The following is a 24672-nucleotide window of genomic DNA, read 5'->3' as shown; positions in this document are numbered from 1 at the left end:
GTTACACCTGATCTGCAAGAATTGAAATTGCATTTAATGCAGCAACCGTTACCGTACTGCCGCCTTTTCGCCCGATGTTTGTAATAAACGGCACGTCAAGTTTTGCAAGTTCTTCTTTCGATTCAGCTGCTGAAACAAATCCTACCGGCAGACCAATAACAAGCCCAGGCTTCGCTTCTCCTTCTTTAATCAAACGAATTAATTCAAGTAAAGCTGTCGGTGCGTTCCCAATTGCAAAAATTCCGCCGTCTGCTTCTTTAATTGCTTTTCGCATTGAAATAATTGCACGCGTTGTATTTAAGCGCTTTGCTTCTTCCATTACGTCCGGATCTGAAATATAAACTTTGATTTCACCGCCGTGTTTTTCAATTCGCTGCTTGTTTGTTCCTACTTGCACCATTTGTACATCCGCAACCACTTGCTTGCCGCTGCGAATGGCTTTAATTCCTGCTTGAATCGCATCCGGATGAAACAGCATGCTGCGTCCAAGTTCAAAGTCTGCAGACGCATGAATCACACGCTGAACAATTGGGTACTGTTCATCTGTAAACGGGTGAGGCCCAAGCTCTTCTGTAATCATTTCAAAACTTTTTCCTTCAATTTGCTGAGGCTGAACAGTTAACGGTTTAAATTCTGTACGAAAATCCATCTCAATCAACTCCTAGTTTGGTTTGCTAAAGCATGAACCACTTCTTCAAACGTGGAATACACGGTCCCATACTCGATTTTTGGTCGCCCAATCATAATAATATCTAAGCCTAACTCTTTGGCTGCTTCTACTTTTTCATCCACAGATCCAACTTTTCCGCTTTCTTTTGTGACCATGACCGTCACGCCGTATTGCTTATACAGGGCTCGGTCAAACTCTTTTGTAAACGGACCTTGAATAGCAATAATATTTTTTTGCGGAAATCCTAACTGCTGACACTTTTCCATATTATCCAGCCTTGGAAGCATACGAGCAACAAGCCGTACATCTGAAAGAGGAAGGAGCTTTTCTGTAAAAACCTGCAGCGTTTTGCTGCCTGTTGTCAGCATAATAACTCCTTTTTTCTGAGCCGCTACTTCAGCTGCTTCTTCGTACGTGGAAACCATCGTCATATTGTCGTAGGTGAAAGCCTGTGAAGCCCGCTCATAGCGTACGTAAGGAATCGATGTTTCAGCAGCTGCGCCGATAGCGTTTTTAGATGCTTCTTCGGCAAAAGGGTGACTTGCATCCACAATAGCTTTTACACGATGTTCGTTTACAAAATCGATCATATCTTCTTGTGTGAGACGTCCAATTTTCACTTTCACTTCTGCTCGCTGTAATTCGATTGCTGCATTGTCGGTTACAACCGTCGCCGTAACGTCGTAACCTTCTTTTTTCACTTGAACGGCTAATGCACGTGCATCGCTAGTTCCCGCTAACAATAAAATCATTTTAACTCGCCGACCTTATCTTCATGGTGGTGATGGTCATGATGGTGATCGTGGTGATGGTGCCCGTGATCGTGATCATGATCGTGATGATGATGGTGATCAATATGCTCCATAATGCCGAGGCGATATTGACATGTATCGCAGTTCATTTTCACTTCGCCTTCTAATCCTTCTTCAGCACGTTCTTTTAAAATTGTCTGTAGTTTTGGATGAAAGCCGAAATAGCCGGCTAGCTTAAACTCAATGTCTTCATACTGCAATTTATACTGCTTCACCATTTCTTCCAAACGCTTAATTAATACTCCTGTAAATAAGAAATACGGGAGAATAACCACTTTTTTAGCGCCCAGTTTTAAACATCGTTCCACCCCTTCATCAATCAATGGAGCGGTCACGCCCATAAAAGAAGTTTCGACGATTTTGTAGTTTGTTTTTTCCCAAAGAAGGCGCGTAATTTTATATAGATCACTGTTTGCATCAGGATCGCTTCCTCCTCGTCCTAAGACAATAACAGCCGTGTCTTCAGCTGGAGTTTCTAAATTTTCTCCTGATTCTTGTAATCTCGTTTTTAAAATTTCAAGAGCTTCTTCATGAACGCCAATGGGACGTCCGTATACAAAGTTTACGTGTGGATATTTTTCCTTAGCTTCATCTATAGCCGCCGGAATATGTATTTTAGAGTGGCCAGCAGGCAAGAGCATAATTGGAATCACAACTACATCTTGTGCTCCTTTTGCCACACACGTGTCAATTCCTTGACTTACATTCGGACGTTCAAATTCTAGAAAACACGTTTCTACTAAAATAGATGCGTCCCAATCATGCTTCATAGTCGAGATAAACTCGCGAATTTGATCGTTCCCTTCAGAATCTCTGCTTCCATGACCTACAAATAAAACTGATTTCATATAATGCCCTCCCATTTCTTAATCTCCACAAGGAGCTGGTTCTACTTTTATTTTTGGTGTTATATCCTGATAATCGAATCCATAAACGTTCTTCACACGCTTAAAGAATTTGTGAAACCGCTCATTAGGATGACCTTTTTCTTTATATTCACGGACAATGTTATCAACTATTTCAACAATGTCATCGGGCGCTATGCCTTCCGCCACAATTTGACCTGAATGCGCGTTGCGCCCAACCGTTTTAGCTCCTAAAAATAAGTCAAACGCACCTTTTCTATAGACAATGCCGATATCTTCTTGAACAGCACCGTAACAGGCCATACCGCATCCATTAATACCAAGCTTCAGCTCTTTTGGCATGTCCATTCCGCCGAGGCGCTTTTGTAATTCTTCCGTATGTGGGATGGCGTCGCTTTTTTCTCCATCACAAAAATCACACGCTTTAATTGTAAACACGTCTCCGACCGGAGATAATAAAAAGGAAGCTGCTTGAAGTTTTTCAATGATCACATCTGGATGAGCCGTTGGAATTTGCAATTTAATTTGATGATCAGGCGTATACTCCATCGTACCTTTTTCACCAACAACTTCTGCTAGTGTTGTCATTTGAACGGGCGTAAACTTCTTATTCGCAAGCCCTGGACTAACCGCCACTTCAAAAATAGACTCTATTGGCTGATGTACGACCGGAGAAGTAGTTTCACCTAAAATTGCTTGAAGCGCTTCTTCTGCAAGAGCTCGTGAAGCTGTTTTTTCTTCTTTTTTATTCTGAACAGCTTCAATAGCTGAAGCCGTTTGCTGTACAGTCTCCTCTTGATCAAGAGCCCATGGTTCTGCTTCTTTTCGAAGTCGCTGATGCGGTCTTAGCGGCTGTTCCGTTTGATTGAGGGTATATTTCCGCTGATACCCTCGCGGTGTAATCATCAAATCGTCATAAAAGAACGTAGATGAATTCCCAACAACAACGGTAGTCAGCATGCCTATTTCATGGTTTAACATATCTTTTAAGTTCGTCATTACGACTTCTTCACGGTCACGATAAGCGCTTTTTACAAGGCCAACAGGCGTATCAGGAGAACGGTACTTTAATAGAATCCTCTGCGCTTCCACAATTTGTCTTGTTCTTCTTCCGCTTTTCGGATTATAAAAGGCTACTACAAAATCTGCTTGTGCAGCTGCTTCAATTCTTTTTTCAATTAACTCCCAAGGCGTAAGGTGGTCACTCAAACTAATCGTACAGGCATCATGCATCACGGGCGCCCCAAGGAGAGATGCGCATGAATTAATAGCCGAAATGCCAGGAATTACTTCCAGCTCTACGCCCGTTTCTTTTTTCCATCCTTTTTCGATCAACACTTCATACACAAGGCCGGCCATTCCGTATACTCCTGCATCTCCGCTTGAAATGACCGCCACTGTTTTCCCCGCTTCAGCTTGCTTTACAGCTTCTTGTGCACGGCTTACTTCTTCGGTCATTCCTGTACTAATAATTTGTTGATTCGTTAACAGTCCTTGAATTAATTCCACATAGGTTTTATAACCAATGATCATATCACTTTCTTGAATGGCTTCTCTTGCTCGCTGTGTGATATGCTCAAAGCTTCCTGGACCGAATCCAATAACTAGTAGTTTACCTTTCATGCTAGCTCCTCCTTTATGCATTACTTTTTACTTTGTCAATTCCTTCTATGGAGTCACTGTTTTCTGGAGAAACGAAACCATTTTGATCATATTCATAAATAAGCGATTCCTTTATACTGCAGCCCCCTGCTAAATGCTCTTCAACAATTCGATGAGCTACGTTTTCAGTGACCTGCTTGTACCAATCTCCTGAAGGGTACACGATAGCTACAGGAGCATCTTTGCATCTTCCGTTACAGCGCGTGCGGGTTGTATGAACCGCTTCATCTAGATTCAGTTCGGTCACTTTATTTCGAATAGCCTGCGTGGCTTCTTCTCCACCTTTTCTCATACAGCTGCTTCCATTACAAATCAATACGTGATGCTTTGTTGCATTCAAGTTCCAAGTCGTCACACTCATTCTCTCCTTTACTAAAAAAACGCCTCTATCAATGATAGAGGCGCAGAAAATTCAAACTAAGTTTTTGCACTTCCACCTATATCCCGTAGGGTAAGCTTCGCATTAGAAAAAGGCTGGTTTCCTGACTTCGATTCATTACTTGATTGCGCCTTCCCGAATACAGTGGCATATGCAATCAGCTCCTCTTCACAGTGGCGGGTACCGCGCTGGCTTCACACCAGACTTCCCATTTAACGCAATGTGGTCATTGCGCACCTTTTTTGCACGATATGTAGTTTTAGGATATGAGAAAAACCCGCTTCGCTAATATGCGAGCGGGTAAAACGTTAGAATAAGAGTGTACACGAATGCCACTTTAAGCCAACGTTTCCCTTCCCGCTCCCCGGAGAAATAGAAACTTCACAATAAAGACAGGTCTCCTGACTTGTGTATCATTCTACTTGAGAACCTTCCCGTGATTTTTTCACAGTGGTTATACTCGTTCGTCCACACTTACAGTTGCGGGGACAGTACTGGTCTTACACCAGTTTCCCTATTAAGCCTTCTTGGCATCTTTACTGTTGCTGTTTGATATATATGAACCTTTTAAACTATCAGAATAATAGAAGTAACTACCATATCATAGCGTACATTTTTTTTTATTTCAACTTTATTCTTTTCGTAAGATACAAGAAGCTATAAAAAAACAAGAGCATAAAGTCAGCTCTTGTTTTTTCATTATATAGCTACTAACGTTAAATGAGGATCATTATAATACACGACTTCTGAAAGAACTTTACAGCCATTTGTTTTTGCAAAAGCTTCTCTCGCCTGCGTTTCAGTTTCAAATTCAAACATTTTCATTTCTTTTCCAGCATATACCGTCAGTACCCACATGAAAAGATTCGCCTCCGATTATTGTAGTGATCGCTATATCCACATTATGACGAAACCATATCCTTTTGAAAACCCATTCTACAAAACTTGTCACAAGAAACTTTTAAAAATTTAAAAACATTTTAACTTCTGTAAATGAACAAAATGTACAAAAGGTTTAAGCCTTATTATACCTCTTTAAAAAAGGTGCTTTTTTTACCAACTGTTGCTTCATCAGTAAAAAAATATATAGTATTTATTAAAAAAAGAAGCCGGACAGCCGGCTTCTTTTTTAGGAAAGGAAAGTACAGACATCACAGTCCCGTCCTGCTCTTTGTTTTGCATAAAAATACACTAATTAAATATTCCTTTCTTAAAGCAGAACCATGTTCGATTGCACATAGTGGTAAAGAAGCTTGTACGTATGGTTTAATGAATCTTGATGCGTTCTCTCAAACGCATGAGAAGAATCAATTCCTGGACCAATTAAGCCGTGTACGATGTCATGCCCGGCACGAATAGCAGCAGAAGCATCTGATCCGTAAAACGGATAAATATCTAATTTATACTGAATATCATGCTGCTTAGCTAGCTCCACCAAATGCTTTCTCAAACCGTAATGATATGGGCCGCTTGAATCTTTTACACAAATAGACACGGTGTATTCATCAGTAGATTGTCCATCTCCCATGGCACCCATATCAACCGCTAAGTATTCTACCGTTTGAGGCGTAATGTTCGAATTTCCTCCGTATCCAATTTCTTCATTATTTGAAATAAGAAAGTGCGTAGTGTATGGCAGTTCGATCTGCTCTTCTTGAATTGTTTTCACGAGCTGAAGCAATAAAGCTACGCTTGCTTTATCATCGAGATGACGAGATTTAATAAAACCGCTTTTTGTTATTTCTACACGAGGATCAAACGAAACAAAGTCGCCGACTTCAATTCCAAGACTGCGAACATCTTCTGCGCTATGTACTTTTTCATCCAATCGAATTTCTATATTATCTTGATTTCGCTCAGCTTTACCTGCATCTTTATACACATGAACAGATGTTTGATGCATAAGGATGGTCCCTGTAAATACTTCTCCTGCTGACGTTTCGATTTCACAATATTCTCCTTCAATGGAATTGTAGCGGAACCCTCCAATCAAGTCGATTTTCAGACGTCCACTCGGTTTGATTTCTTTTACCATAGCACCTAATGTATCGACATGAGCCGTCAGCATGCGGTGATGATCCGTATCTTTACCGGGAATAGTAGCGACTAAGCCTCCTTTTCGATTGCGATACGTTTGAATATTTAGCTCTTTTACATAGTCTTCGACAAATGAAATCACCTTTTCTGTATTTCCAGAAGGACTGGGAATCGAAACAAGCTTTTTAATTAACTGAACAGTTTCCGTCATTATGACACTTCCTTTGTCTCTCATTTCTTTTATTTTACCATATGTTTCAAAAAAGATAACAGGCAGCTCCAAACAAAAAAGCCAGGCAGCTGCCCGGCTTTTTTGTTTTAAGCTATGTTTGATTTCTTTAATTCATTTGTGTAATTTAATGATTTTTGCTTATCAAATTCGCCTTCAGACTTGGACATTACAATTGCAGCTAGAGCATTTCCTACTACGTTAACTGTGGTACGCATCATATCAAGAATGCGGTCAATTCCTGCAATAAATGCCATGCCTTCAAGAGGGAAGCCCATAGATTCAAGCGTAGCAAGTACAACTACAAACGATGCCCCTGGTACACCAGCCATTCCTTTTGAGGTTAACATTAGCACAAGAAGGAGCTGAATTTGATCCATAATGGAAAGGTCAATGCCGTACATTTGAGCAATAAACAGCGATGCCAGCGCCTGATAAATGGTTGAACCATCTAAGTTAAACGTGTAGCCTGTTGGAATAACAAACGATGTAACCGATTTAGAACAACCGAAGTCTTCCATCTTTTTGATAAGAGATGGTAAAACGGCTTCTGAACTTGCCGTTGTAAAAGCAAGAAGCAGCTCGTCTTTTAACACTTTTATCAGCGTAAACATGCTTGTTCCAGCCATTTTAGCGATAATTCCAAGAACCACAAGCACAAAGAAAATCATGGTGAAGTAAACGGCGAACACTAATTTTCCTAATGGAATAAGTGATCCGACACCAAACTTTATAATATTAACACCAATAAGTGCAAATACACCTACTGGAGCAAATTTCATCACCAAATTAGTTACCCAAAACATTGCATCCAAGACGCCTTCAAAAAAGGCTAAAACAGGTTTTCCTCTCTCTCCAATCGAAGCTACGCCTACACCAAACAGTACGGAAAATAAAATGATTGGTAAAAGATCGCCTTCTGCTACCGACTGAAAGACGTTTGTCGGAACAATATGAAGAAGCTCCTGAGCAATCCCTGTACTTTCAGACGTTTTTGCCGTTGCCTCATATTGAGAAATATCGCTTTTTTCAATATGTCCCATATCAACCCCTGCACCAGGATGGAATAAGTTCGCGGCAATAATCCCCACTACAATCGCAATGGTTGTAACAATTTCAAAATAAAGAATTGTTTTTCCGCCAAGCTTACCTAATTTTTTGATATCGCCTACTCCTGCGACCGCTACGATTAATGCTGAAATCACGATCGGTACGACAATCATCTTAATTAAATGAATAAATATGTCTCCAACCGGCTGTAAAATAGAAATGGCTGTATCGCTTCCGTAAAAGATAGCACCTACAGCTACGCCTAAAATCAGTCCAATTAGAATCTGAGTTGCTAGACCTAACCTTTTCACTTTCTTGCTCCTTTCGCACAGTTGACTTTCATCCATCGAGCATATGCGGTTCCGCGAACCGTGTATAAATATACATCCTTACAGCACCTTATGTAAACAGTTCTTTACTAAAAGGATGTAAGGCCGCACATGCGAATTTTTAAAAGCCACGGTTCTGTTTTATCATATCAAATAATTGTTGTATATTGAGATTTTTTTGCTAAGTATTTTTCTATTTTTGCTATTTCAGCGAATTAATTAAAAAAATAAAATTTTATATTGAAATATGCATTTTAGGTTAGTATAATACGATACATGTTTATTTTTATTATTCGAATATAAAATTCTGAAAATTTTAATTATTCAACACGATAATAAAAAGCATTTATAATTTTGGAGGTTTTAATGTGTCAAACAAAGTTCCTTTTTCATTTATAGTGGTTATTGGCTTCATGCTTTTTGCCCTATTCTTCGGCGCAGGTAATTTAATTTTCCCTGCAATGTTAGGTCAGTCTGCTGGAAGCAATATTTGGTCAGCAAATGCTGGATTTTTAGTAACGGGTGTAGGTCTACCTCTTCTAGGTGTTCTCGCATTTGGTTTTTCCGGAAAAGAGGATCTGCAGTCTTTAGCTAGTCGTGTACACCCAGCTTTCGGTATTATCTTTACTACAATTTTATACTTGGCAATTGGACCGCTTTTTGCAATGCCAAGAACGGGAAGTGTTTCGTTTGAAATTGGCGTTAAGCCTTTTTTATCAGAAAATTCAGGTCACCTTCCCCTTATCATTTTCACGGTAATTTTCTTTACGATTACGTGCTTTTTTTCGCTAAATCCTGCGAAAATTGTCGATTTAGTAGGAAAAGTTTTAACACCTATTAAATTAACGTTTATTGGAATATTGGTAGTTGTAGCCGTTGTGAACCCAATTGGGAAATTTGAAGCACCAAGCGAAGCTTATACAACGCACGCATTCTTTAAAGGCTTCCAAGAAGGTTATTTAACAATGGATACACTAGCATCATTTGTTTTTGGAATTATTATTATTAATGCAATTAAAGAAAAAGGAGCAAAAACCAACCGACAAATCATCACAATTTGTGCAAAAGCTACGGCTATCGCTGCCGTTATTTTGGCTCTTATTTATAGTGCATTGTCTTATATGGGTGCTTCAAGCGTATCAGAGCTTGGACGTCTTGATAACGGAGGTACGGTTTTGGCTGAAGTATCAAATTACTACTTTGGCTCTTACGGAGGAATTCTTTTAGGTCTGATGATTACCGTTGCTTGTTTAACAACAAGTGTAGGCCTTGTAACATCTTGTTCATCTTTCTTCCATAAATTGTTTCCAAGGGTTTCTTATAAGTTGATTGCTGTCATTTTATCAGCATTCAGCGCCGTTGTAGCAAACTTTGGCTTAACGGAATTAATCGCTATTTCGGTTCCAGTCTTAACAGCTATTTATCCGTTAGCTATTGTGTTAATTGCTTTAACATTCTTACATCCTTTATTTAAAGGACGTTCTGAAGTTTACCAAGTAAGCCTTCTGTTCACGTTTATCGTTAGTTTATTTGATGGCTTAAATGCTGCTGGATTCAAAATTGCCGCAGTAAACGATCTGTTTACATCGATTCTACCTATGTATGGAGTGGGTCTCGGCTGGGTAGTTCCTGCTATTGTAGGAGGATTAATCGGTCTTGGCATTACCTTCCTTCGTACAAATGATAATACGAACAGAAACACTTCAAGAAAATTGATTAAATAAAAAGAGGATGCATTTGCATCCTCTTTTTATTGTGGCGTTTTATGAATAAGGAGTTTTTTTCTCCGTTAACTTCACTTCTTCCTTTAACACACGTTTTTCATATAGATATTTATCCGTTCGCTGAAAATGATATTTATCAGCTTTTTCTTTTTCAGATGTGGTCAAAAGCACTCGAACATCAGAAGCAGCTGACACATCAAACGTTTCATTTTGATAAGTAGCATACGGAGCTACAAAAAACACTTCTTCAACAGCCTCTCTAGAAACTTCTTTTGTGAAAGTCGTGTCATTGTATGGAATAAATCCATTTGCTACATCGCCTTTATCATAGCTAATCAGCTTTACACACCCGTTTTCCGTTTCATAACATTCGTAGTCTCGTTCATTATATGCTGCATACAAACCTTTTCGAATCATAAAAAACATTCCTTTACATTGGTTTAGCAACCGCTGATACAAATCGTTTTTCTTCTGCCACATAGGTAGCTAAAAGTACTTCTTCCCCATTTACCACTTGATATAGTTCCGCTCCGTTTGCTGGTGGATAATAGTTATCAAATTTGAACTCTGGAACGGTTTCCCCGTTTCGAGATCCTGTAAACCCATTAAGCGTACATGGAGGTCCATAATTATTACTAATTAATCCCTTTTAGTAGGTCTCAAAAATAAAACACACCATCTAAAATAGATGGTGTGTGAAGTATAGTAAGTAATTAAGAAATTTGTTTAAGTTCTGATGAGAGTTTTAAAAACTCTTCTTTATTTTTCATCAATAGCGTGCGGTCGATTTCTTCTTTTAGCTGTGCTTTACGAAATTCTGCAATCGCCTTGTCTAAAATCATCTCAGCGAATAATGCATCAAGCACCTTTCCGTTGGATTTTTGCGGTGAATTAAGTAAATTCTTTTTCATAAGAAATCAACTCCTTGGCTTTTTTATAATATAACACAAATATTCTGACTTTTCAATCATTTAAACCAAGTATTTTACATCTATTTTTTTCCACATAAAAAGGCCGCCCTTTTGTTATAAGGCGCGGCCTTTTATTACGAATCTGCGGCTTTTTCTTTTACTTCCGCATAGTAGTTTTCATATTCAATAAATTCAGGAGCTTGATGAGCTGCCATGATACCGTGGTAACTGATGTCTAAGCCCACTTCTTCTTCTTCTTCCGTAGATCGAAGCGGAACCACCAAGGAAATAACCTTTAACCCTATCCACGTCGTAACAAATCCCCAAGCGCATAGAGCAATTAATCCGAGAAGTTGAACACCTAATAACGTCCAGTTCCCTCCTGTAAACACTCCGCCGTCTGTAGAAAACAAGCCAACAGCCAACGTGCCCCATATTCCCGAAGCTGCATGTACAGGAAAAGCTCCTACAGGATCGTCGATTTGACGTGCTTCGAGCCAGTTTGTAGCTGCCATCATTAATAAGCCAGATACAGCTCCAATAAAAATAGCAGATGGTGTATTAACAAAAGCGCACCCGGCCGTGATGCCAACAAGTCCGGCAAGCGATCCATTTATCACAGAAGGTGCATCTGAACGATTGTAGCGAAATAAAGTATAAAATAAAGTAGCTGCTCCGCCTGCTGCTGCTGATAACATTGTGACAATAGCAATGTGACCAATTCTAACGTCAGTGGCACTTAGCGTACTTCCTGCATTAAACCCGAACCATCCAAACCATAATAAAAAAGCACCCACTGATGCAAGCGGCAAATTGCTTGGAAGAGAAACAGAACTAATTCCATTTTTCGTGAACTTCCCTTTTCTCGGTCCAATCATTATTGCAGCTGCTAAAGCTGAAAAACCGCCAAGAGCATGGATAACTGCCGAACCGGCAAAATCAAGCATCCCTAACTTACTAATCCATCCGCCTCCCCAAATCCAGTGGCCGGCTATAGGATAAATAAATGTAGTCATTAAAATCGCATATAAAAGATATGCGCGGAAATTAATTCGTTCTGCCACCGCTCCAGAAACGATAGAAATGACCGCAATCACAAACGCACATTGAAACAGCCAAAATGTTTCAAGCCCAATTGGAATGTCAAGGTGCGATAAATTACCTGAGAGCGCAAAACCGCTTTTACCGACGATTCCGCCTAAATCATCTCCGTACATTAATCCAAACCCAATTAAATAGAAACAAAGCGTTCCTATTGTAATATCAGCGAATACTTTCATAATAATATTGACGCTATTTTTATAGCGGACAAAACCTGCCTCTAGCAAGGCAAAGCCGCCTTCCATTAGCAAAATCATCGCCGCTGTTAATACAACCCACGTCGTATTTATACCTAAACTTAGTTCATTAACACTCATATCCCAACGCCTCCACTGCTTTTTAGTCGTTTTATTTCTTGTACAATAGCAGGCGAAAGCGTAATTTCACTTGTTTCTTCATTTTCCGCTTTTATTAATTCAAGAACTTCATGAAGTTCTCGCATTTGTGCTTTAAGGTGATCAATTTTTTTAAAGCGTTCCTTTACGTATACCATATACTCGACCGCTTGATGCTGACTTAAAGGACGCCCGGTAAAAAATTTACGAAACGGTGATAGTGATTGGTACCAAGCTTCTTCAGCACGTTTCTTCTCTTCGTATTTACTAATTTTCGCTTTTATATCTTCTATTTCTTGTGCTTTAGCTTCTTTTAACTTCATTATAAATTCAATTAATTTTAATTGAGGCAATGTAATGACCACATTATGATAAAGTTCATCCACTATAACCATGTTATATCTCCTTACATAAGATGTTATATTTAGATTATATGTAGAACACTATAGTAAGTCAATGTAATTTTTTGAAAACTCTTTAAATAGTAAATGCGCCCTATCTTTTTACTACTTATAGAATATTAAGTTCGTATGTGTTGAAATATGACGTTATTTGTTTTATCGTAGGAAGAGGAATTATGTTAGTTCCCTATTTTAATTTTATTTACCTAGGCAATTATTCGCTTTATTTTTTATAAACTTTTATTAAACAAAGGGTTACGAGGTTCTTCACTTATTTTTTCAACGAAATGAGTTGATTTTATCTCGTATTAAAATTAAAATAGAATTATGTGCAAGATTTCACAACTTCACAATGTAGTTTGAAAGTCTAGCAGATAACTAGGAACTACATATGCAACAGTATCCAGCAAAGGAGGACTTTTCATGTCTCAATCAACTATTCAAAAATCAGCTGCAGAGGAAAATGCTGCTGTACAAACAGAAGCGGCGGTTAACAAAGGTCAAGCGGATGTGTTAGATCAATTGTTAAAGCCTGAAGTACAAGAAGCTCTTACTGTTCTTGTAGATAATTTACCAAAATTATCTGAAATGGTAACGGTGCTTACAAAAACTTACGACGTTGCGCAATCATTATTAACTGACGACGTATTAAAAGAAGATCTACTTGGTGGAGTAAAAGAATTTATCGAGCCAGTAGAAGGAACAGTAAAAGGTCTTGCAGCTACTGCAATCGAAGCAAACGATCGTGCAGAAGCAAATGCTTCTAATTCAATCGGTTTATTCGGTTTATTACGCATGCTTAAAGATCCACAAGCTCAAAAACTATTCCGCTTTGCACAAGCGTATTTAGACATTACAAACGAAAAACAAAAATAATTTTCATTAAAAAGTGTGGACGGAGGATCGACTATGTCAAAACATATTTTAATTTTAGGCGGCGGTTACGGTGGTTTATTAACTGCAATGACAGCTCGCCAACACCTAAGTGCGGATGAAGCAAAAATTACAGTAGTGAACCGTTTTGCTACTCACCAAATCATTACAGAATTACACCGTCTAGCTGTAGGCGGCGTTTCTGAACAAGCGGTAGCTTTACCACTTGATAAATTACTTAAAAACTACAACGTTGATTTAAAAATTGCAACGGTAAAAGAAATTTCACCAGATCAACGTGAAGTATCTCTTGAAGATGGTACAAAATTAAGCTACGACTACCTTGTTACAGCTTTAGGTAGTGAAACTGCTTACTTCGGTATCCCTGGTTTAGAAGAGCACAGCTTCGTTCTTAAATCAGTAAATGATGCAAACCGTTTACGTGCACACGTAGAAGCTTGTATCGCTGAATACAGCAAAACAAAAAATAAAGCTGACGGTACAATCGTAGTTGGCGGTGGCGGATTAACAGGTATCGAACTTGTTGGTGAATACGCTGACTTAATGCCAAGCCTATGCCTAAAACACGGTGTGGATCCAAAAGAAATTTCTCTATACTGTGTAGAAGCAGCTCCTACAGTTCTTCCAGGCTTCCCTGCTGAATTAGTAGAGCGCGCTCAATCAAGCTTAACAAAACGTGGCGTTACATTTGTTACTGGTACACCTGTAACAAAAATGGATGCTACAACTGTTGAACTTAAAGACGGCAGCAAAATTGAAACAAAAACAATGGTATGGACTGGCGGAGTTCAAGGTAACTCTGTAGTTGCTAACTCAGGTATCGAAGTAAACCGCGGTCGTGCACTTGTAAATGAATTCTTACAATCTACATCTCATAAAGATGTATTCCTTGCTGGTGACTCAGCGGTTGTAATGGGTCCAGAAGGTCGCCCTTACCCACCTACTGCTCAATTAGCTTGGCAAATGGGTGAAGTTGTAGGCGTGAACTTAGCAGTAGCTATTCGCGGCGGAGCAATGGAATCATTCGTTCCTGTCTTCTCTGGTACACTAGGAAGTCTTGGACGCAAAGATGCAATTGGTACAATCGGCGGAAACAAAACGCAATTAAAAGGTTTACCAGCATCACTTATGAAAGAAGCAAGTAACGTTCGTTACTTATCTCATATCAAAGGATTATTCGCATTAGCTTATTAATCCGTCTTAAAACGAAAGAGGGAAATTCCTCTTTCGTTTTTTTTTATTTACATAAGCCAAGAAATAAGAAGCGGCAGCGTAACCAGCGATAAAATAGCACTAATAACAAAAGCAGAGGCCGTTTCGTTTTCCATGCTTTCAAACCGCAAAGCAATCATCGCAGCTACAGCAGATCCAGGAAAAGCTACCAGTAAAATAGCTTTTGTCACTTCATCTGAAGACAACCCTATCCATACTGCAATTCCAAGCATAACGATCGGTTGAACCGCTACTTTTAAGACAGCGATCCCGAGCGCGCCTTTACTGAAGTTAATTTTTCCAATTCCAATCGTTACTCCTACCGCAAACAAAGCTGCTCCGGATGTGATACTTCCAATTTGATCAAGCATATCCTGTAACAGTTTAGGTGACTGAAAGCCGCAAAGCGTTAAAATCACTCCAATTAACGGGACGCATGCCAAAGGCTCAGATAGACCATGCAAAATAGAATGAACCGTTACTTTGAATAAACTTGTTTTCTCTTCCCCTTCTTTTCGTCCCCTTTGGCCAACGGTTCCCAAAATCGTTGCCAACGGATCTAAAATCGCGTTCACCACGATTCCTGTGATGGCAATTGGAATCGCTACTGCACCTGCACCAAACAAGCCTCCAAGTACCGGAATGCCCATAAAAGCAAACGTTGGCTGAGCTGAGTTTAGAGCAAACATAGAAGAAGAAGTTAGCGTATGCTTCCCTGCATACTTCACGATGAGCAATATAATGAGATAAAACCCGACGATGCCTAAAATCAGCGCAACTAAAAACGGCCATTCATCTATGAGTGTTTTTCTTGGTGTTGTCGTCACACCTACAAATAAGTGTGCAGGAAGCGCAAACTTCGTTACTAATGTGTTAAGCCCCTTAGACGTTTGCTTGTCAAATTTTTTAAAATGCCCTGCTAAATAACCAAGCAAAATGACAAAAAAGATAGGCGCGAGAATGAGAAAAATTTGACCTATGCTCATTTATCATTCACCTCATTCATTTCTTGGCTTAACAGGTTTATAAACAGGCTGCCATACCGCTTCTTCTACAAGTTCAGCTACATTTTTTTCGGTAACAGTTGCTACGGTATCTTTTACAGCAGCATCGGCAACTGCCACAGCAACCGCCTTTGATACTTTTTGAAGATCTTTAATATTTGGAAGAAGCGTATCTCCTTTTGTATCTGTTTCTGCTATACGCGCTACTGCATTGGCTGCTTCTGCAAACATAGATTCAGTAAACTTTTGAGCGCGAACCACAATTGCACCTAAACCAAGACCTGGAAACACAAATGCATTATTAGCCTGTCCGATTTCGTAAGTGTGCCCGTTATATTCAACGGGTTCAAATGGACTTCCCGTTGCAATAAGGGCTTTTCCTTCCGTCCATTTTATAATATTTTCTGGAACAGCTTCAGCAAGTTTAGTTGGGTTTGAAAGCGGCATAATCACCGGGCGCTCTACATGCTTTGCCATTTCTTTAATAATTTCTTCGGTAAAAGCATCCGTGACGCCTGATGTTCCAATTAAAATCGTTGGCTTCACTTGCTTGACAAGCTCCAACAGTGAAATTTTATTTTCATCGCCCTTTTCCCATTCTTTAATCTCTTCATTTTGGCGAACATATGGCTGTTGAAAAGGAGCTAAATCTTCCATATCTTCCGTTAACAGACCTCTGTAATCATATGCCCAAAAACGATCATATGCTTCTTCTTCAGATAACCCTTCAAGCATCATCGCACTATGAATACGATCAGCATTCCCAATTCCAGCAGATCCCGGTCCAAATACAACAACCCGCTGATCTTTTAAAGGCGTACCTGTAATACGGACGGCTGTTAAAACGGCTGCAAGAGTAATTACTCCCGTTCCTTGAATATCATCATTAAATGTTAAAATTTTATCGCCGTATTCTTTCATAATGTGACGCGCGTTAATATTACCAAGATCCTCCCAATGAAGAAGCGCTTTAGGAAACTTGGCCGTTATTTCTTTTACAAATTGAGCGATAAAACGATTATAGTCTTCTCCTTTTACTCGTTCATGACGATTTCCTAAATACAAAGGATCTTCAAGAAGCTTTTTATTATTGGTCCCCATGTCAAGAACAACAGGCAGTACGCGGCTTGGGTCAATTCCTGCTGCAGCTGTGTAGACCGCTAACTTTCCAACTGCGATATTGATCCCTCCTACTCCCCAGTCCCCAATTCCTAAAATACTTTCTGAATCCGTGACTACAAGCAAATCAATATCTTCGCTGTCGAGCCCTAAGTTTTCAATCGCCTCACTTAATCTGTCCGCTTCATTTACGGATAAATATAAGCCGTCAGGACGATGATATTCATGGCTGTATTCTTGAATAGATTGACCTACAGTAGGCGTGTAAATAATGGGAAGCATTTCACTTAAATGATCGGTTAATAAACGATAAAACAACACAACGTTCCGGTTATGCAGATCATTTAACGAATTATTTTTTTGAAGATCATTTGGTGCTTTTTTGAACTGCTCATATGCTCTTTTTGCCTGCTCTTTTAACGTTAAGACCGTTGGAGGAAGAAGTCCCTGCAGATGAAGCTCTTCTCTTTCTTCTTCAGTAAAAGCAGAGCCTTTATTTAAATAAGAAGTGGATAAAACTGATTTTCCTTTTAGTGAAGTTGAAATTGACCCATCTTTTTCTACTTTATATGCTCTCATGTTTTTACCTCTTTTCGTGAACAATTAGATAGGGTTAGGTTCAGCAAAGAGATATATTTTTAACCATTTATTTTTAATGAAAACAAAAAAAGAGATTGAGGCATAACTACATCAATACAATCTAAAGACGAAAAAACGGGATAAATGAAACCTGTTTTCAACCTAACAATAAAAAAATCCGAACGATTCATCGTCCGGATCTTCCTTACGCCAAAATACGTTTTTCCCGCTTCGTTTTTTATACCACGCTGTAGTCTTCCTCCTCACTTTCTGAGTAATTAGGTGGCTGTATATGTGAAGGCACAAGACATTCATAGCTTTCCCCTTCTAGTCTATCCTCCAGCTCTTGTTTAGCTTGACTAATCAGCTCTTGATTTTCTATCATTTCAATCGCCGTAGCCGCAATGGATTTTCCAGCCAATAACATCGCATCATGGGCATACTCCGTTTTCCCTTGAGCAACAGCTTGCCATGTATGAAACGGCGTAGCATAAGCCCACGTTGCGGTCACGCACTGTGCAGTGGGAACATTCCAGCTAACGTCTGCAACATCAGTTGATCCTGTCATGAAGGAAACATTTTTAGACATAGGAGCAATTTGATTGAAGACTGGATGATTTGCTAAAGCTCTGTCTAGCAGTGAACCCACTTGTTTTTTTGCTGCTTCTTTGTCTTCAGCGGATGTAGACTCGTAAATAGCTTTGGCGAAAGCCATGTCTTCTTGTTTCACTTCAGCCAAATTTATCTGTATCATTTGCTTATGCATCAGCTGCTCCATTGTTTGATTTGGAATTAGATTAGCGCAGGCTCCTTGAATTTCCTGTTCCATTTGTGTTTCAGTCATTAAAGCCGCTCCCTTTGCAATTTTCACAACCCGTTCATAAAGTTCTTTTACTTGAGATGGCTTCGGAGCACGAATTAAGTACATGACTTCCGCTTCTGCTTGAACAACATTAGGAGAAATGCCTCCGCTGTTTGTAATGGCATAGTGTACGCGCGCTTCATCTATCATATGTTCACGCATATAATTCACACCAATATTCATCAACTCTACAGCGTCTAAAGCGCTTCTGCCAAGGTGAGGACTAGCAGCTGCATGACTGCTTCTTCCTTTAAATTTAAAAGTTGCTTGCATAACCGCATTCGATGACGTATGCATGACACCATTAACGGTAGCCGGATGCCACGAAAACGCGATGTCTACATCTTGGAAAAATCCTTCTCGTACCATATACGTCTTTCCGTAGCCACTTTCTTCAGCTGGACATCCATAGTATCGAACGGTTCCCGGAACATTTTTTTCTTTTAAGTATTCTTTGACTGCAAGCGCAGCTGCTAGTGAGCCTACGCCAAGTAGGTTATGTCCACACCCATGGCCATTTCCATTTTTTTTGACTGGATCTGCTACTGCACACTTATCTTTTTGACTCAGCCCGGTAAGCGCATCATATTCACCAAGAATAGCGATGATCGGATAACCGTGCCCGTAACTTCCAATAAAACCTGTTTCAAGGTTAGCAATATGTGTACGAAGCGTAAACTCTTCTTTTTCTAACATGTCGCAAATTAGCTGTGCCGACTTATACTCTTCAAACCTCGTTTCTGCATATTCCCATATTTGATCACTGATTTGAGTTAGCTCGTGTCGCTTTTGTTCAATAAGTTGTTCGACTTTTTTGACAATATCCATGAGACACTCTCCTTTTTCCCTCATTATTTAACAGCATTTTGTGCGTCCACTACCACTTTTTCAGGTCGAATCGAAAATAACGCAATAGCACAGACAAGAGCGCAGATAATTAATAAAGCAAACGCTGCATTATACGACCCGCCAAACGACTGTACTAAAAAACCAATAAGCATTGGTGTTAATACGCCGGCTGCTTGAGCCCCTGTATTTATGAACCCATTGGCTGAACCGACCACTGATTCAGGCAACATTTTTAAAGGAGCTGAAGCGATTAAAATCACATTAAATGAAAACAGTAAAGTTACTGCGCTTTGAAAAACGATAAACATGCCTACGCTAGGTGAAATAGCCATTAAGCAAAGAAAAACGCCCATCAGTAAACCAAAAACCGCTGCTATCGTCTTGTCTTTTCCTTCTGGAAGCTTGTCTAAAATAAAGCCGCTAACAAACATTCCTATAATGCCTACAAATGCTGGGATAGCGGAAAGAAAACCGATGTCTGTTAAATTCAAATGTCTTACTTCGGCTAAATATGTAGGCATCCACGACATGAGCCCCCAGTTAATAGCGTAAATACTGAAATAGGCAATAAATAAATTCCAAATCATCGGGGTTTTGATAATTTCTTTTAATGTCATCTGCTTAGCAGGAATAGCAGAAGCCTCTCTTTTTCCCCCCTGCTGCTTTTCTTTTAGTAAAAAAACAAACAGAACTGTAATAACAAGCCCGATGGCTCCTATGATATAAAAGATACTTCTCCAGCTTATTGTTTGCATCAGCTGCGTCGCCAGAATCGGTGTCACCACGCCCATAATCGTACCTGACGATAACAAAAAAGACATGGCTCTACTGCGTTCTTGCTGAGGAAACCACCCTGCGATTCCTTTTGACGCAGATGGAAAATAGCTCCCTTCCCCTAATCCAAATAAAAAGCGAATGATAATAATAGAAGCAAAAGACCAGGCCATTCCGGTAAAAACCGTAAACAAAGACCATAAAAGCACGGCAATTGTAATGACTTTTTTAAACCCAAAGCGGTCTGCTAGCCACCCACCAGGTATTTGCATCAGTGCGTATCCTGCAAAAAAACTGCTTAAGATGATGCCTGTAGAAGAAGCATTAAGGTGTAGATCTTTCGAGATATCTAAAATAGCGTAATTAATAATAAAACGATCTAAGTTTCCAAGCGACCAGCCTAAAAATAATAAAAATAAAATGATGTATTTCCAGTTCGACCTTGCTAGCATAAACGCACTCATCTCCTTTTTTATTCCATTTAATGTAATGTTTTGTAACAAATCGATTCGTTAAATAAATATTAAAAGATTCTGACTATTTTTTCAATGTGCATTTCTATATAATAAGAACTATAACTATGTATTTTTTTACATTGAGTAGTCTATAAGGGGTTGTTAATATGAGTGATTTATTAGCTAATATGAAAGGTTATCTTACATCTATTATTAAAAACAGTTCTTATCAAATTTGGACAAGTATTGATTCTGCAAATTTTAACATGATTTTTTCCAGTTCTTCATGCTTAGCCCTGACTTACACTCCTCCCACTAGCCTACATAACGGCAGTGATTCCTTTCAAAAGCATATCGCATATGAAGAGTTCGAAGAAATTTACTTATCCTTTCCAAACCGGTATGCGTTTGTTGTTCGCATATTTGCTAAGCATGACTGGACACCACAACAAATAAAGAAGCTATCCGCTAACTTTTCTCCTTATGTGCTGCAAAAAAAGCTAGAGCGGCATGAGCACATTTTGAACGTACTTATGAAAAGCATTAAGGAAATCTCGCTTTTACAAGACTCTGACTATCTATTAACAAGAATTCTAGAAAATGCTCTTTCAGTTATTTCTGTTGCAGATATGGGCGTGCTGTGGATGTTTGATTCTTCCACTGAATTTCTTTTGCCTCGCGCCTGGTCCGGGGGGCCAAACAATGAAATTCAAAACATGAAAATGAAAGTTGGCGAAGGAATTATCGGAAAGACATTTCAGCATAATAAAAGCTATATGTATACGAACTTAGAGGATATAGTACGCGATTCTTCTACTATGACTGACGATAATATTCACTATCTTAATCAGTCCTATACATTTACACACATTCAATCTATTATTTCTGTCCCAATTTGCATGGAAGAACAAACGGTATGCGTACTCATTATTTATCAAAACGGTACAACTCCTCTTTTAAATGAAGAGGATAAAGAATTGTTAGAAAGCTTTTCCGATCAAGTTTCGATTGCTCTCTTAAACTCAGCGCTTTTTGAAGATGTAAAAAAACAAAATGAACTTTTAATACGTCGCGATCAAATTCATCGCACATTCATGAACGTTTCACTTCAAAGTAAAGGAATTGAACCGATACTTACCGAATTACGCCGAATGGTTACATCTCCCGTCACCATTGTAGATTTTGTTGATAATAAGACCTATGGCTTTTTAAAATTTCTTGATGTAGACACAAAAACAGCTGAATTTCACACGCATTTTGTTTTACATACAAAAGCTTGCTTTTATACTATTGAGTCACACAACCAGAAGCACAGCGTCTACATTCAACCGATACACGGCATTGATACGCTCTTAGGGTTAGTTATTCTGCAGACAAATCAAGAAGATCTTTCCTCTCTAGATCAAGTGGCACTCGAACAAAGCAGCTCTGTTATTGCACTAGAAATGCTGAAAAAACAAACGTTAGTCGATTTATTTTACAAGCGAACGCATGAACTATTTAGTGAATACTTATCATGTTATGACACCACTTTACTGTATCAAAAAGCAAATGAGCTAAACATTGATACAAAAAAGCATATTCTAGTCGCTCTTATTACCATTCGTTCACAGGCGGACCTGCAGCTCTTAAACTTACATCTTCATCGCCTTGTATCTGACATCAAATCGGTTTTCAGTTCAAAAGCGCCGGTCGTATACGGATTCGACACGAAAGTAACCATTGTATTCACGCTTGATTCTTATGAAGACCACCATGCTATTATCAAACAATTAGAAGATTCACTCTCAAAATGGCGTTACTACAATGAATGTCATGTAAAAATAGGGATTGGAAGTCGTTATTCTCACTTTACCCAAATAGAAAAAAGTTATAGTGAAGCTGAAAAAGCTGTCTCTTACCTTCTGTCTCAGCAGCAAGATGGATGCATGTTGTATGAGGAAATAGGAATTAACCGGTTATTTATTAATCAATCGAAAGAAGAAGTCAAAACCTTTATTGATGAAGTATTTGTCCCTCTTAAAAACAATCATTTGAATGATGAACCTTTAGAGCAAACGCTAGAAGCGTATTTTGATAACAACCGTTCTGCTTCACTTACAGCTAAGCAGCTTCATATTCACGTTAATACACTCTATCAGCGGTTGAAGAAAATCGAAGATAAAATGAACATATCATTTACAAATAGTGAACATCTATTAAAAGTGCAGCTAGCGTGCTATTTGAAAAAATTTCACTACAGCTAAAAAACCGATTCTTATTTTTAAGAATCGGTTTTTTCAGTAGAAAGAACAGCTGCAATTGATTGCTTCCAGCGGCTTAGTACCTGTTTGGAATCATGAAGCTGAAATTGAATTCCTGATGTTAGAACGGCATATTTTGCGTAATCTTCTTTAACAGCGGCTACTTCTCCTGTAAATAACTCATAGCCTGATAACACAGGAGCTTCTTTTTTCAGCCAAAATTTAATGTAATAAGCTTTCCCTTCAACAACTAATGTAACGGTTGCCTTATGATTCTGTATCATGTTTTTTGCAGAAGTTGTACCCTTCCATACTAACAGCTTGACGCGTGAAGAGCTAATAGCTACCAGCTCTCCTGTGCTAATCATTGCTACATGAGGAAAACCCTCGGATGTCACTGTAGATAGCAACATCGCATCACGCTGTTTTCTTTCTAAGTCTTTTCCATTTAAAAATACGCGCACGGCTTTTGGCAGCTCTGCTTTATTCATTTTACTTGCCACCTTTGCTGATTAAGACCGGGGTGGCACAGGAGGCACGTGCGTTGCCAGCGGTACGTCTTTTGGATTGATTTTAAATGGTCGAGGGTATTTTTCAGGATTGGTGATCGTCTCGGGTTCAGAAGAACGCCAGGTAAACAAACACACGTTGCATAAGTAAATCTCCCAGGCTCCTTCAACTGGTGATTTAGATACTAAGTTCGCTTGTTTGGCTTCACATCTTGGACAAGTATGCATGTCGATTCCTCCTTGTTTATTTTTGCATCATATTCGTTAAGATTTTTTCCCATTTTTCAGTTTCAAGTGGTGTATCTAAAGGCTGCGAGTAGTGGCCTCTTGTTTCTGGTGCAACCGGTGTTGTAGCATCCAAAATCATTTTATCTGTAATACCAGCCGGATCAGATCCTGGATCAAGTGGCAGAACTGAGAGATTAGGCACTGTTATAACATCATGTTTTGGGTGCATTTTTGTCGATAGCGCCCACATGACTTGCGGTAAATTAAACGGATCCACATCTTCGTCTACTAAAATAACTAGCTTGCAATATCCTAATCCATGCGGCGTAGTCAATGCCCTCATACCAACCGCCTTAGCAAATCCTCCGTATCGGCTTTTCGTTGAAATGATAGCAACAAGACCATGAGTATACATCGCGTTCACCGCTTCAATCTCTTCAGGATATGCTTCTTTTAGCTGCTGATATAAAGGAACGCTTGTATTGATTCCAATTAAATAATCTGTTTCTGTCCAAGGCATACCGATATATAGACTTTCAAAAATAGGATCTTTGCGATGGTATACGCGATTGATTTTGATAACAGGCATGCTTCTGCCACCGGAGTAATGACCTGTAAATTCACCAAAAGGACCCTCATACTCACGTTCACCAGCTAAGATTTCTCCCTCTAAAATCACTTCTGCTCCCCAAGGTACATCTAAATCAGAAAGCTGAGACTTCACAATTCTGTACGGCTCACCTTGAATAGCTCCTGCCATTTCATACTCTGATTGATCGTAATGAAGCGGCGTAGCAGCTGCTGTGACAATCGCGGGTTCACATCCTAAAGCAATTGATACAGGGAGGTTTTCACCTTTTTCTTCGGCTTGTTTCAAGTGAATGGCAATATCATGCTGTGGCACGGGCTGAATGCCTAGACGGTCTTTCCCTTTGACCTGCATACGATATATACCTACGTTTTGTTTGCCGAAATGCGCCTTATCATGCTGATCACGAGAAATAACGCACGCTTTATCTAGATAATAGCCTCCGTCTCCTTGATTCAAGCGGAACAATGGCAAAAGGTCGAATAAGTTAATATCATCTTTAATTTCACACTCATGAAATGGCGCTGTTTCTTCTCTTTTCACTTTAACAGGAAATTTTTCATATCTCCGAGCAAATTCAAAGAACTGTTCTTTTACAGGAGTTGATTTAGGCAGTCCCATCATTAACGCGTGATTTGACCAGGAACCCATTACGTTTAGAGCTACCTTTGCGTTGTTATATCCATAAATATTTGTAAATAATAATCCCGGCGTTTGATCTCCTAAATTACTGATGGCTTGACCTGCTGAACCTAAATCCGGATCTGGCTGCACTTCATCTGTAATCGTCAGCAGCTGCCCTTCTTTATGTAGCGTATCAAGGAAATCTCTAAAGTCTTTATAAGCCAT

23 protein-coding genes and 2 riboswitches are annotated in these 24672 nt (G+C 39.3%); of the genes, 4 read left to right on the top strand and 19 right to left on the bottom strand.

Annotated features, from left to right (window positions below):
• Position 1: 1 nt before the first annotated feature.
• The 8 genes from AC1VNJ_RS12420 to AC1VNJ_RS12385 all read right to left on the bottom strand — a co-directional run bounded on the left by AC1VNJ_RS12420 (position 2) and on the right by AC1VNJ_RS12385 (position 8016).
• The gene (locus tag AC1VNJ_RS12420; RefSeq protein WP_013083415.1) at positions 2 to 649 is read right to left on the bottom strand and encodes a precorrin-8X methylmutase; all 648 of its coding nucleotides are present in this window, start codon (positions 647 to 649) and stop codon (positions 2 to 4) included.
• 5 nt (positions 650 to 654) lie between these two features.
• Positions 655 to 1422 carry a precorrin-6A reductase gene (cobK, locus tag AC1VNJ_RS12415; RefSeq protein WP_028413118.1) on the bottom strand — a complete coding sequence of 256 codons (768 nt, stop codon included), beginning with the start codon at positions 1420 to 1422 and terminating at the stop codon, positions 655 to 657.
• On the bottom strand, positions 1419 to 2330 hold the full coding sequence (locus AC1VNJ_RS12410; RefSeq protein WP_028413117.1) for a sirohydrochlorin chelatase: 912 nt from the start codon (positions 2328 to 2330) through the stop codon (positions 1419 to 1421). The genes cobK and AC1VNJ_RS12410 overlap by 4 nt, the downstream gene beginning before the upstream one ends.
• 18 nt (positions 2331 to 2348) lie before the next feature.
• Positions 2349 to 3971: a precorrin-3B C(17)-methyltransferase gene (cobJ, locus tag AC1VNJ_RS12405; protein ID WP_042992096.1), complete on the bottom strand. Its 1623-nt coding sequence runs from the start codon at positions 3969 to 3971 to the stop codon at positions 2349 to 2351.
• A 13-nt stretch (positions 3972 to 3984) separates the two neighbouring features.
• Positions 3985 to 4365: a (2Fe-2S) ferredoxin domain-containing protein gene (locus AC1VNJ_RS12400; protein ID WP_028413115.1), complete on the bottom strand. Its 381-nt coding sequence runs from the start codon at positions 4363 to 4365 to the stop codon at positions 3985 to 3987.
• 100 nt (positions 4366 to 4465) lie between these two features.
• Positions 4466 to 4645: riboswitch (cobalamin riboswitch) on the bottom strand.
• A gap of 118 nt (positions 4646 to 4763) precedes the next feature.
• Positions 4764 to 4942: riboswitch (cobalamin riboswitch) on the bottom strand.
• A 146-nt stretch (positions 4943 to 5088) separates the two neighbouring features.
• Positions 5089 to 5247 carry a hypothetical protein gene (locus AC1VNJ_RS12395; RefSeq protein ID WP_014459832.1) on the bottom strand — a complete coding sequence of 53 codons (159 nt, stop codon included), beginning with the start codon at positions 5245 to 5247 and terminating at the stop codon, positions 5089 to 5091.
• A gap of 352 nt (positions 5248 to 5599) precedes the next feature.
• Positions 5600 to 6637, bottom strand: coding sequence for a M42 family metallopeptidase (locus AC1VNJ_RS12390; protein ID WP_028413114.1), 1038 nt, complete (start codon positions 6635 to 6637; stop codon positions 5600 to 5602).
• A gap of 107 nt (positions 6638 to 6744) precedes the next feature.
• Positions 6745 to 8016 (bottom strand): cation:dicarboxylate symporter family transporter, encoded by a 1272-nt coding sequence (locus AC1VNJ_RS12385; RefSeq protein WP_014459829.1) that lies wholly within the window; start codon positions 8014 to 8016, stop codon positions 6745 to 6747.
• A gap of 386 nt (positions 8017 to 8402) precedes the next feature.
• Here AC1VNJ_RS12385 and brnQ point away from each other — a divergent pair, with 386 nt between their 5' ends.
• Positions 8403 to 9758 carry a branched-chain amino acid transport system II carrier protein gene (gene brnQ / locus AC1VNJ_RS12380; protein WP_013057321.1) on the top strand — a complete coding sequence of 452 codons (1356 nt, stop codon included), beginning with the start codon at positions 8403 to 8405 and terminating at the stop codon, positions 9756 to 9758.
• A 39-nt stretch (positions 9759 to 9797) separates the two neighbouring features.
• On the opposite strand, the gene AC1VNJ_RS12375 is transcribed toward brnQ, so the two are convergent.
• The 4 genes from AC1VNJ_RS12375 to AC1VNJ_RS12360 all read right to left on the bottom strand — a co-directional run bounded on the left by AC1VNJ_RS12375 (position 9798) and on the right by AC1VNJ_RS12360 (position 12500).
• Positions 9798 to 10175: a hypothetical protein gene (locus AC1VNJ_RS12375; protein ID WP_028413113.1), complete on the bottom strand. Its 378-nt coding sequence runs from the start codon at positions 10173 to 10175 to the stop codon at positions 9798 to 9800.
• A gap of 296 nt (positions 10176 to 10471) precedes the next feature.
• Positions 10472 to 10669 (bottom strand): IDEAL domain-containing protein, encoded by a 198-nt coding sequence (locus AC1VNJ_RS12370; protein WP_013057324.1) that lies wholly within the window; start codon positions 10667 to 10669, stop codon positions 10472 to 10474.
• Positions 10670 to 10803: 134 nt separating this feature from the next.
• Positions 10804 to 12087, bottom strand: coding sequence for an ammonium transporter (locus tag AC1VNJ_RS12365; RefSeq protein ID WP_028413112.1), 1284 nt, complete (start codon positions 12085 to 12087; stop codon positions 10804 to 10806).
• The gene (locus AC1VNJ_RS12360; RefSeq protein ID WP_028413111.1) at positions 12084 to 12500 is read right to left on the bottom strand and encodes a hypothetical protein; all 417 of its coding nucleotides are present in this window, start codon (positions 12498 to 12500) and stop codon (positions 12084 to 12086) included. Before AC1VNJ_RS12360 ends, AC1VNJ_RS12365 begins: the two co-directional genes overlap by 4 nt.
• 429 nt (positions 12501 to 12929) lie before the next feature.
• Here AC1VNJ_RS12360 and AC1VNJ_RS12355 point away from each other — a divergent pair, with 429 nt between their 5' ends.
• Positions 12930 to 13382 (top strand): DUF1641 domain-containing protein, encoded by a 453-nt coding sequence (locus tag AC1VNJ_RS12355; RefSeq protein ID WP_013057327.1) that lies wholly within the window; start codon positions 12930 to 12932, stop codon positions 13380 to 13382.
• Between the two features lie 33 nt (positions 13383 to 13415).
• Complete coding sequence (locus tag AC1VNJ_RS12350) at positions 13416 to 14594, top strand: NAD(P)/FAD-dependent oxidoreductase (RefSeq protein WP_013057328.1); 1179 nt, start codon at positions 13416 to 13418, stop codon at positions 14592 to 14594.
• A 47-nt stretch (positions 14595 to 14641) separates the two neighbouring features.
• Here the strand turns inward: AC1VNJ_RS12350 and AC1VNJ_RS12345 are convergent, their stop codons facing one another.
• From AC1VNJ_RS12345 to AC1VNJ_RS12330, 4 genes are all read right to left on the bottom strand, one after another.
• Positions 14642 to 15598: an AEC family transporter gene (locus AC1VNJ_RS12345; RefSeq protein ID WP_028413110.1), complete on the bottom strand. Its 957-nt coding sequence runs from the start codon at positions 15596 to 15598 to the stop codon at positions 14642 to 14644.
• A 12-nt stretch (positions 15599 to 15610) separates the two neighbouring features.
• A complete protein-coding gene (locus tag AC1VNJ_RS12340; protein WP_482640849.1) occupies positions 15611 to 17314 on the bottom strand; it encodes an NAD-dependent malic enzyme in 1704 nt (567 codons plus the stop codon).
• A 238-nt stretch (positions 17315 to 17552) separates the two neighbouring features.
• Complete coding sequence (locus AC1VNJ_RS12335) at positions 17553 to 19004, bottom strand: M20 family metallopeptidase (RefSeq protein ID WP_482640848.1); 1452 nt, start codon at positions 19002 to 19004, stop codon at positions 17553 to 17555.
• Between the two features lie 23 nt (positions 19005 to 19027).
• The gene (locus AC1VNJ_RS12330) at positions 19028 to 20251 is read right to left on the bottom strand and encodes an MFS transporter (RefSeq protein ID WP_430052502.1); all 1224 of its coding nucleotides are present in this window, start codon (positions 20249 to 20251) and stop codon (positions 19028 to 19030) included.
• A gap of 170 nt (positions 20252 to 20421) precedes the next feature.
• On the opposite strand from AC1VNJ_RS12330, the gene AC1VNJ_RS12325 reads away from it, so the two are divergent.
• On the top strand, positions 20422 to 22500 hold the full coding sequence (locus AC1VNJ_RS12325; RefSeq protein ID WP_482640847.1) for a helix-turn-helix domain-containing protein: 2079 nt from the start codon (positions 20422 to 20424) through the stop codon (positions 22498 to 22500).
• A gap of 17 nt (positions 22501 to 22517) precedes the next feature.
• On the opposite strand, the gene AC1VNJ_RS12320 is transcribed toward AC1VNJ_RS12325, so the two are convergent.
• From AC1VNJ_RS12320 to AC1VNJ_RS12310, 3 genes are read right to left on the bottom strand one after another with little or no spacing between them, the layout of a single operon-like run.
• Entirely contained in the window at positions 22518 to 22988 is a 471-nt protein-coding gene (locus AC1VNJ_RS12320; protein WP_482640846.1) for a hypothetical protein, read from the bottom strand.
• Between the two features lie 21 nt (positions 22989 to 23009).
• A complete protein-coding gene (locus AC1VNJ_RS12315; RefSeq protein ID WP_028413104.1) occupies positions 23010 to 23234 on the bottom strand; it encodes a non-oxidative hydroxyarylic acid decarboxylases subunit D in 225 nt (74 codons plus the stop codon).
• Between the two features lie 16 nt (positions 23235 to 23250).
• Positions 23251 to 24672, bottom strand: coding sequence for a non-oxidative hydroxyarylic acid decarboxylases subunit C (locus tag AC1VNJ_RS12310; RefSeq protein ID WP_028413103.1), 1422 nt, complete (start codon positions 24670 to 24672; stop codon positions 23251 to 23253).

It is taken from the genome of Priestia sp. 3CA3, from assembly GCF_056836725.1.
This window is presented reverse-complemented; position numbering and strand designations above follow the sequence as displayed.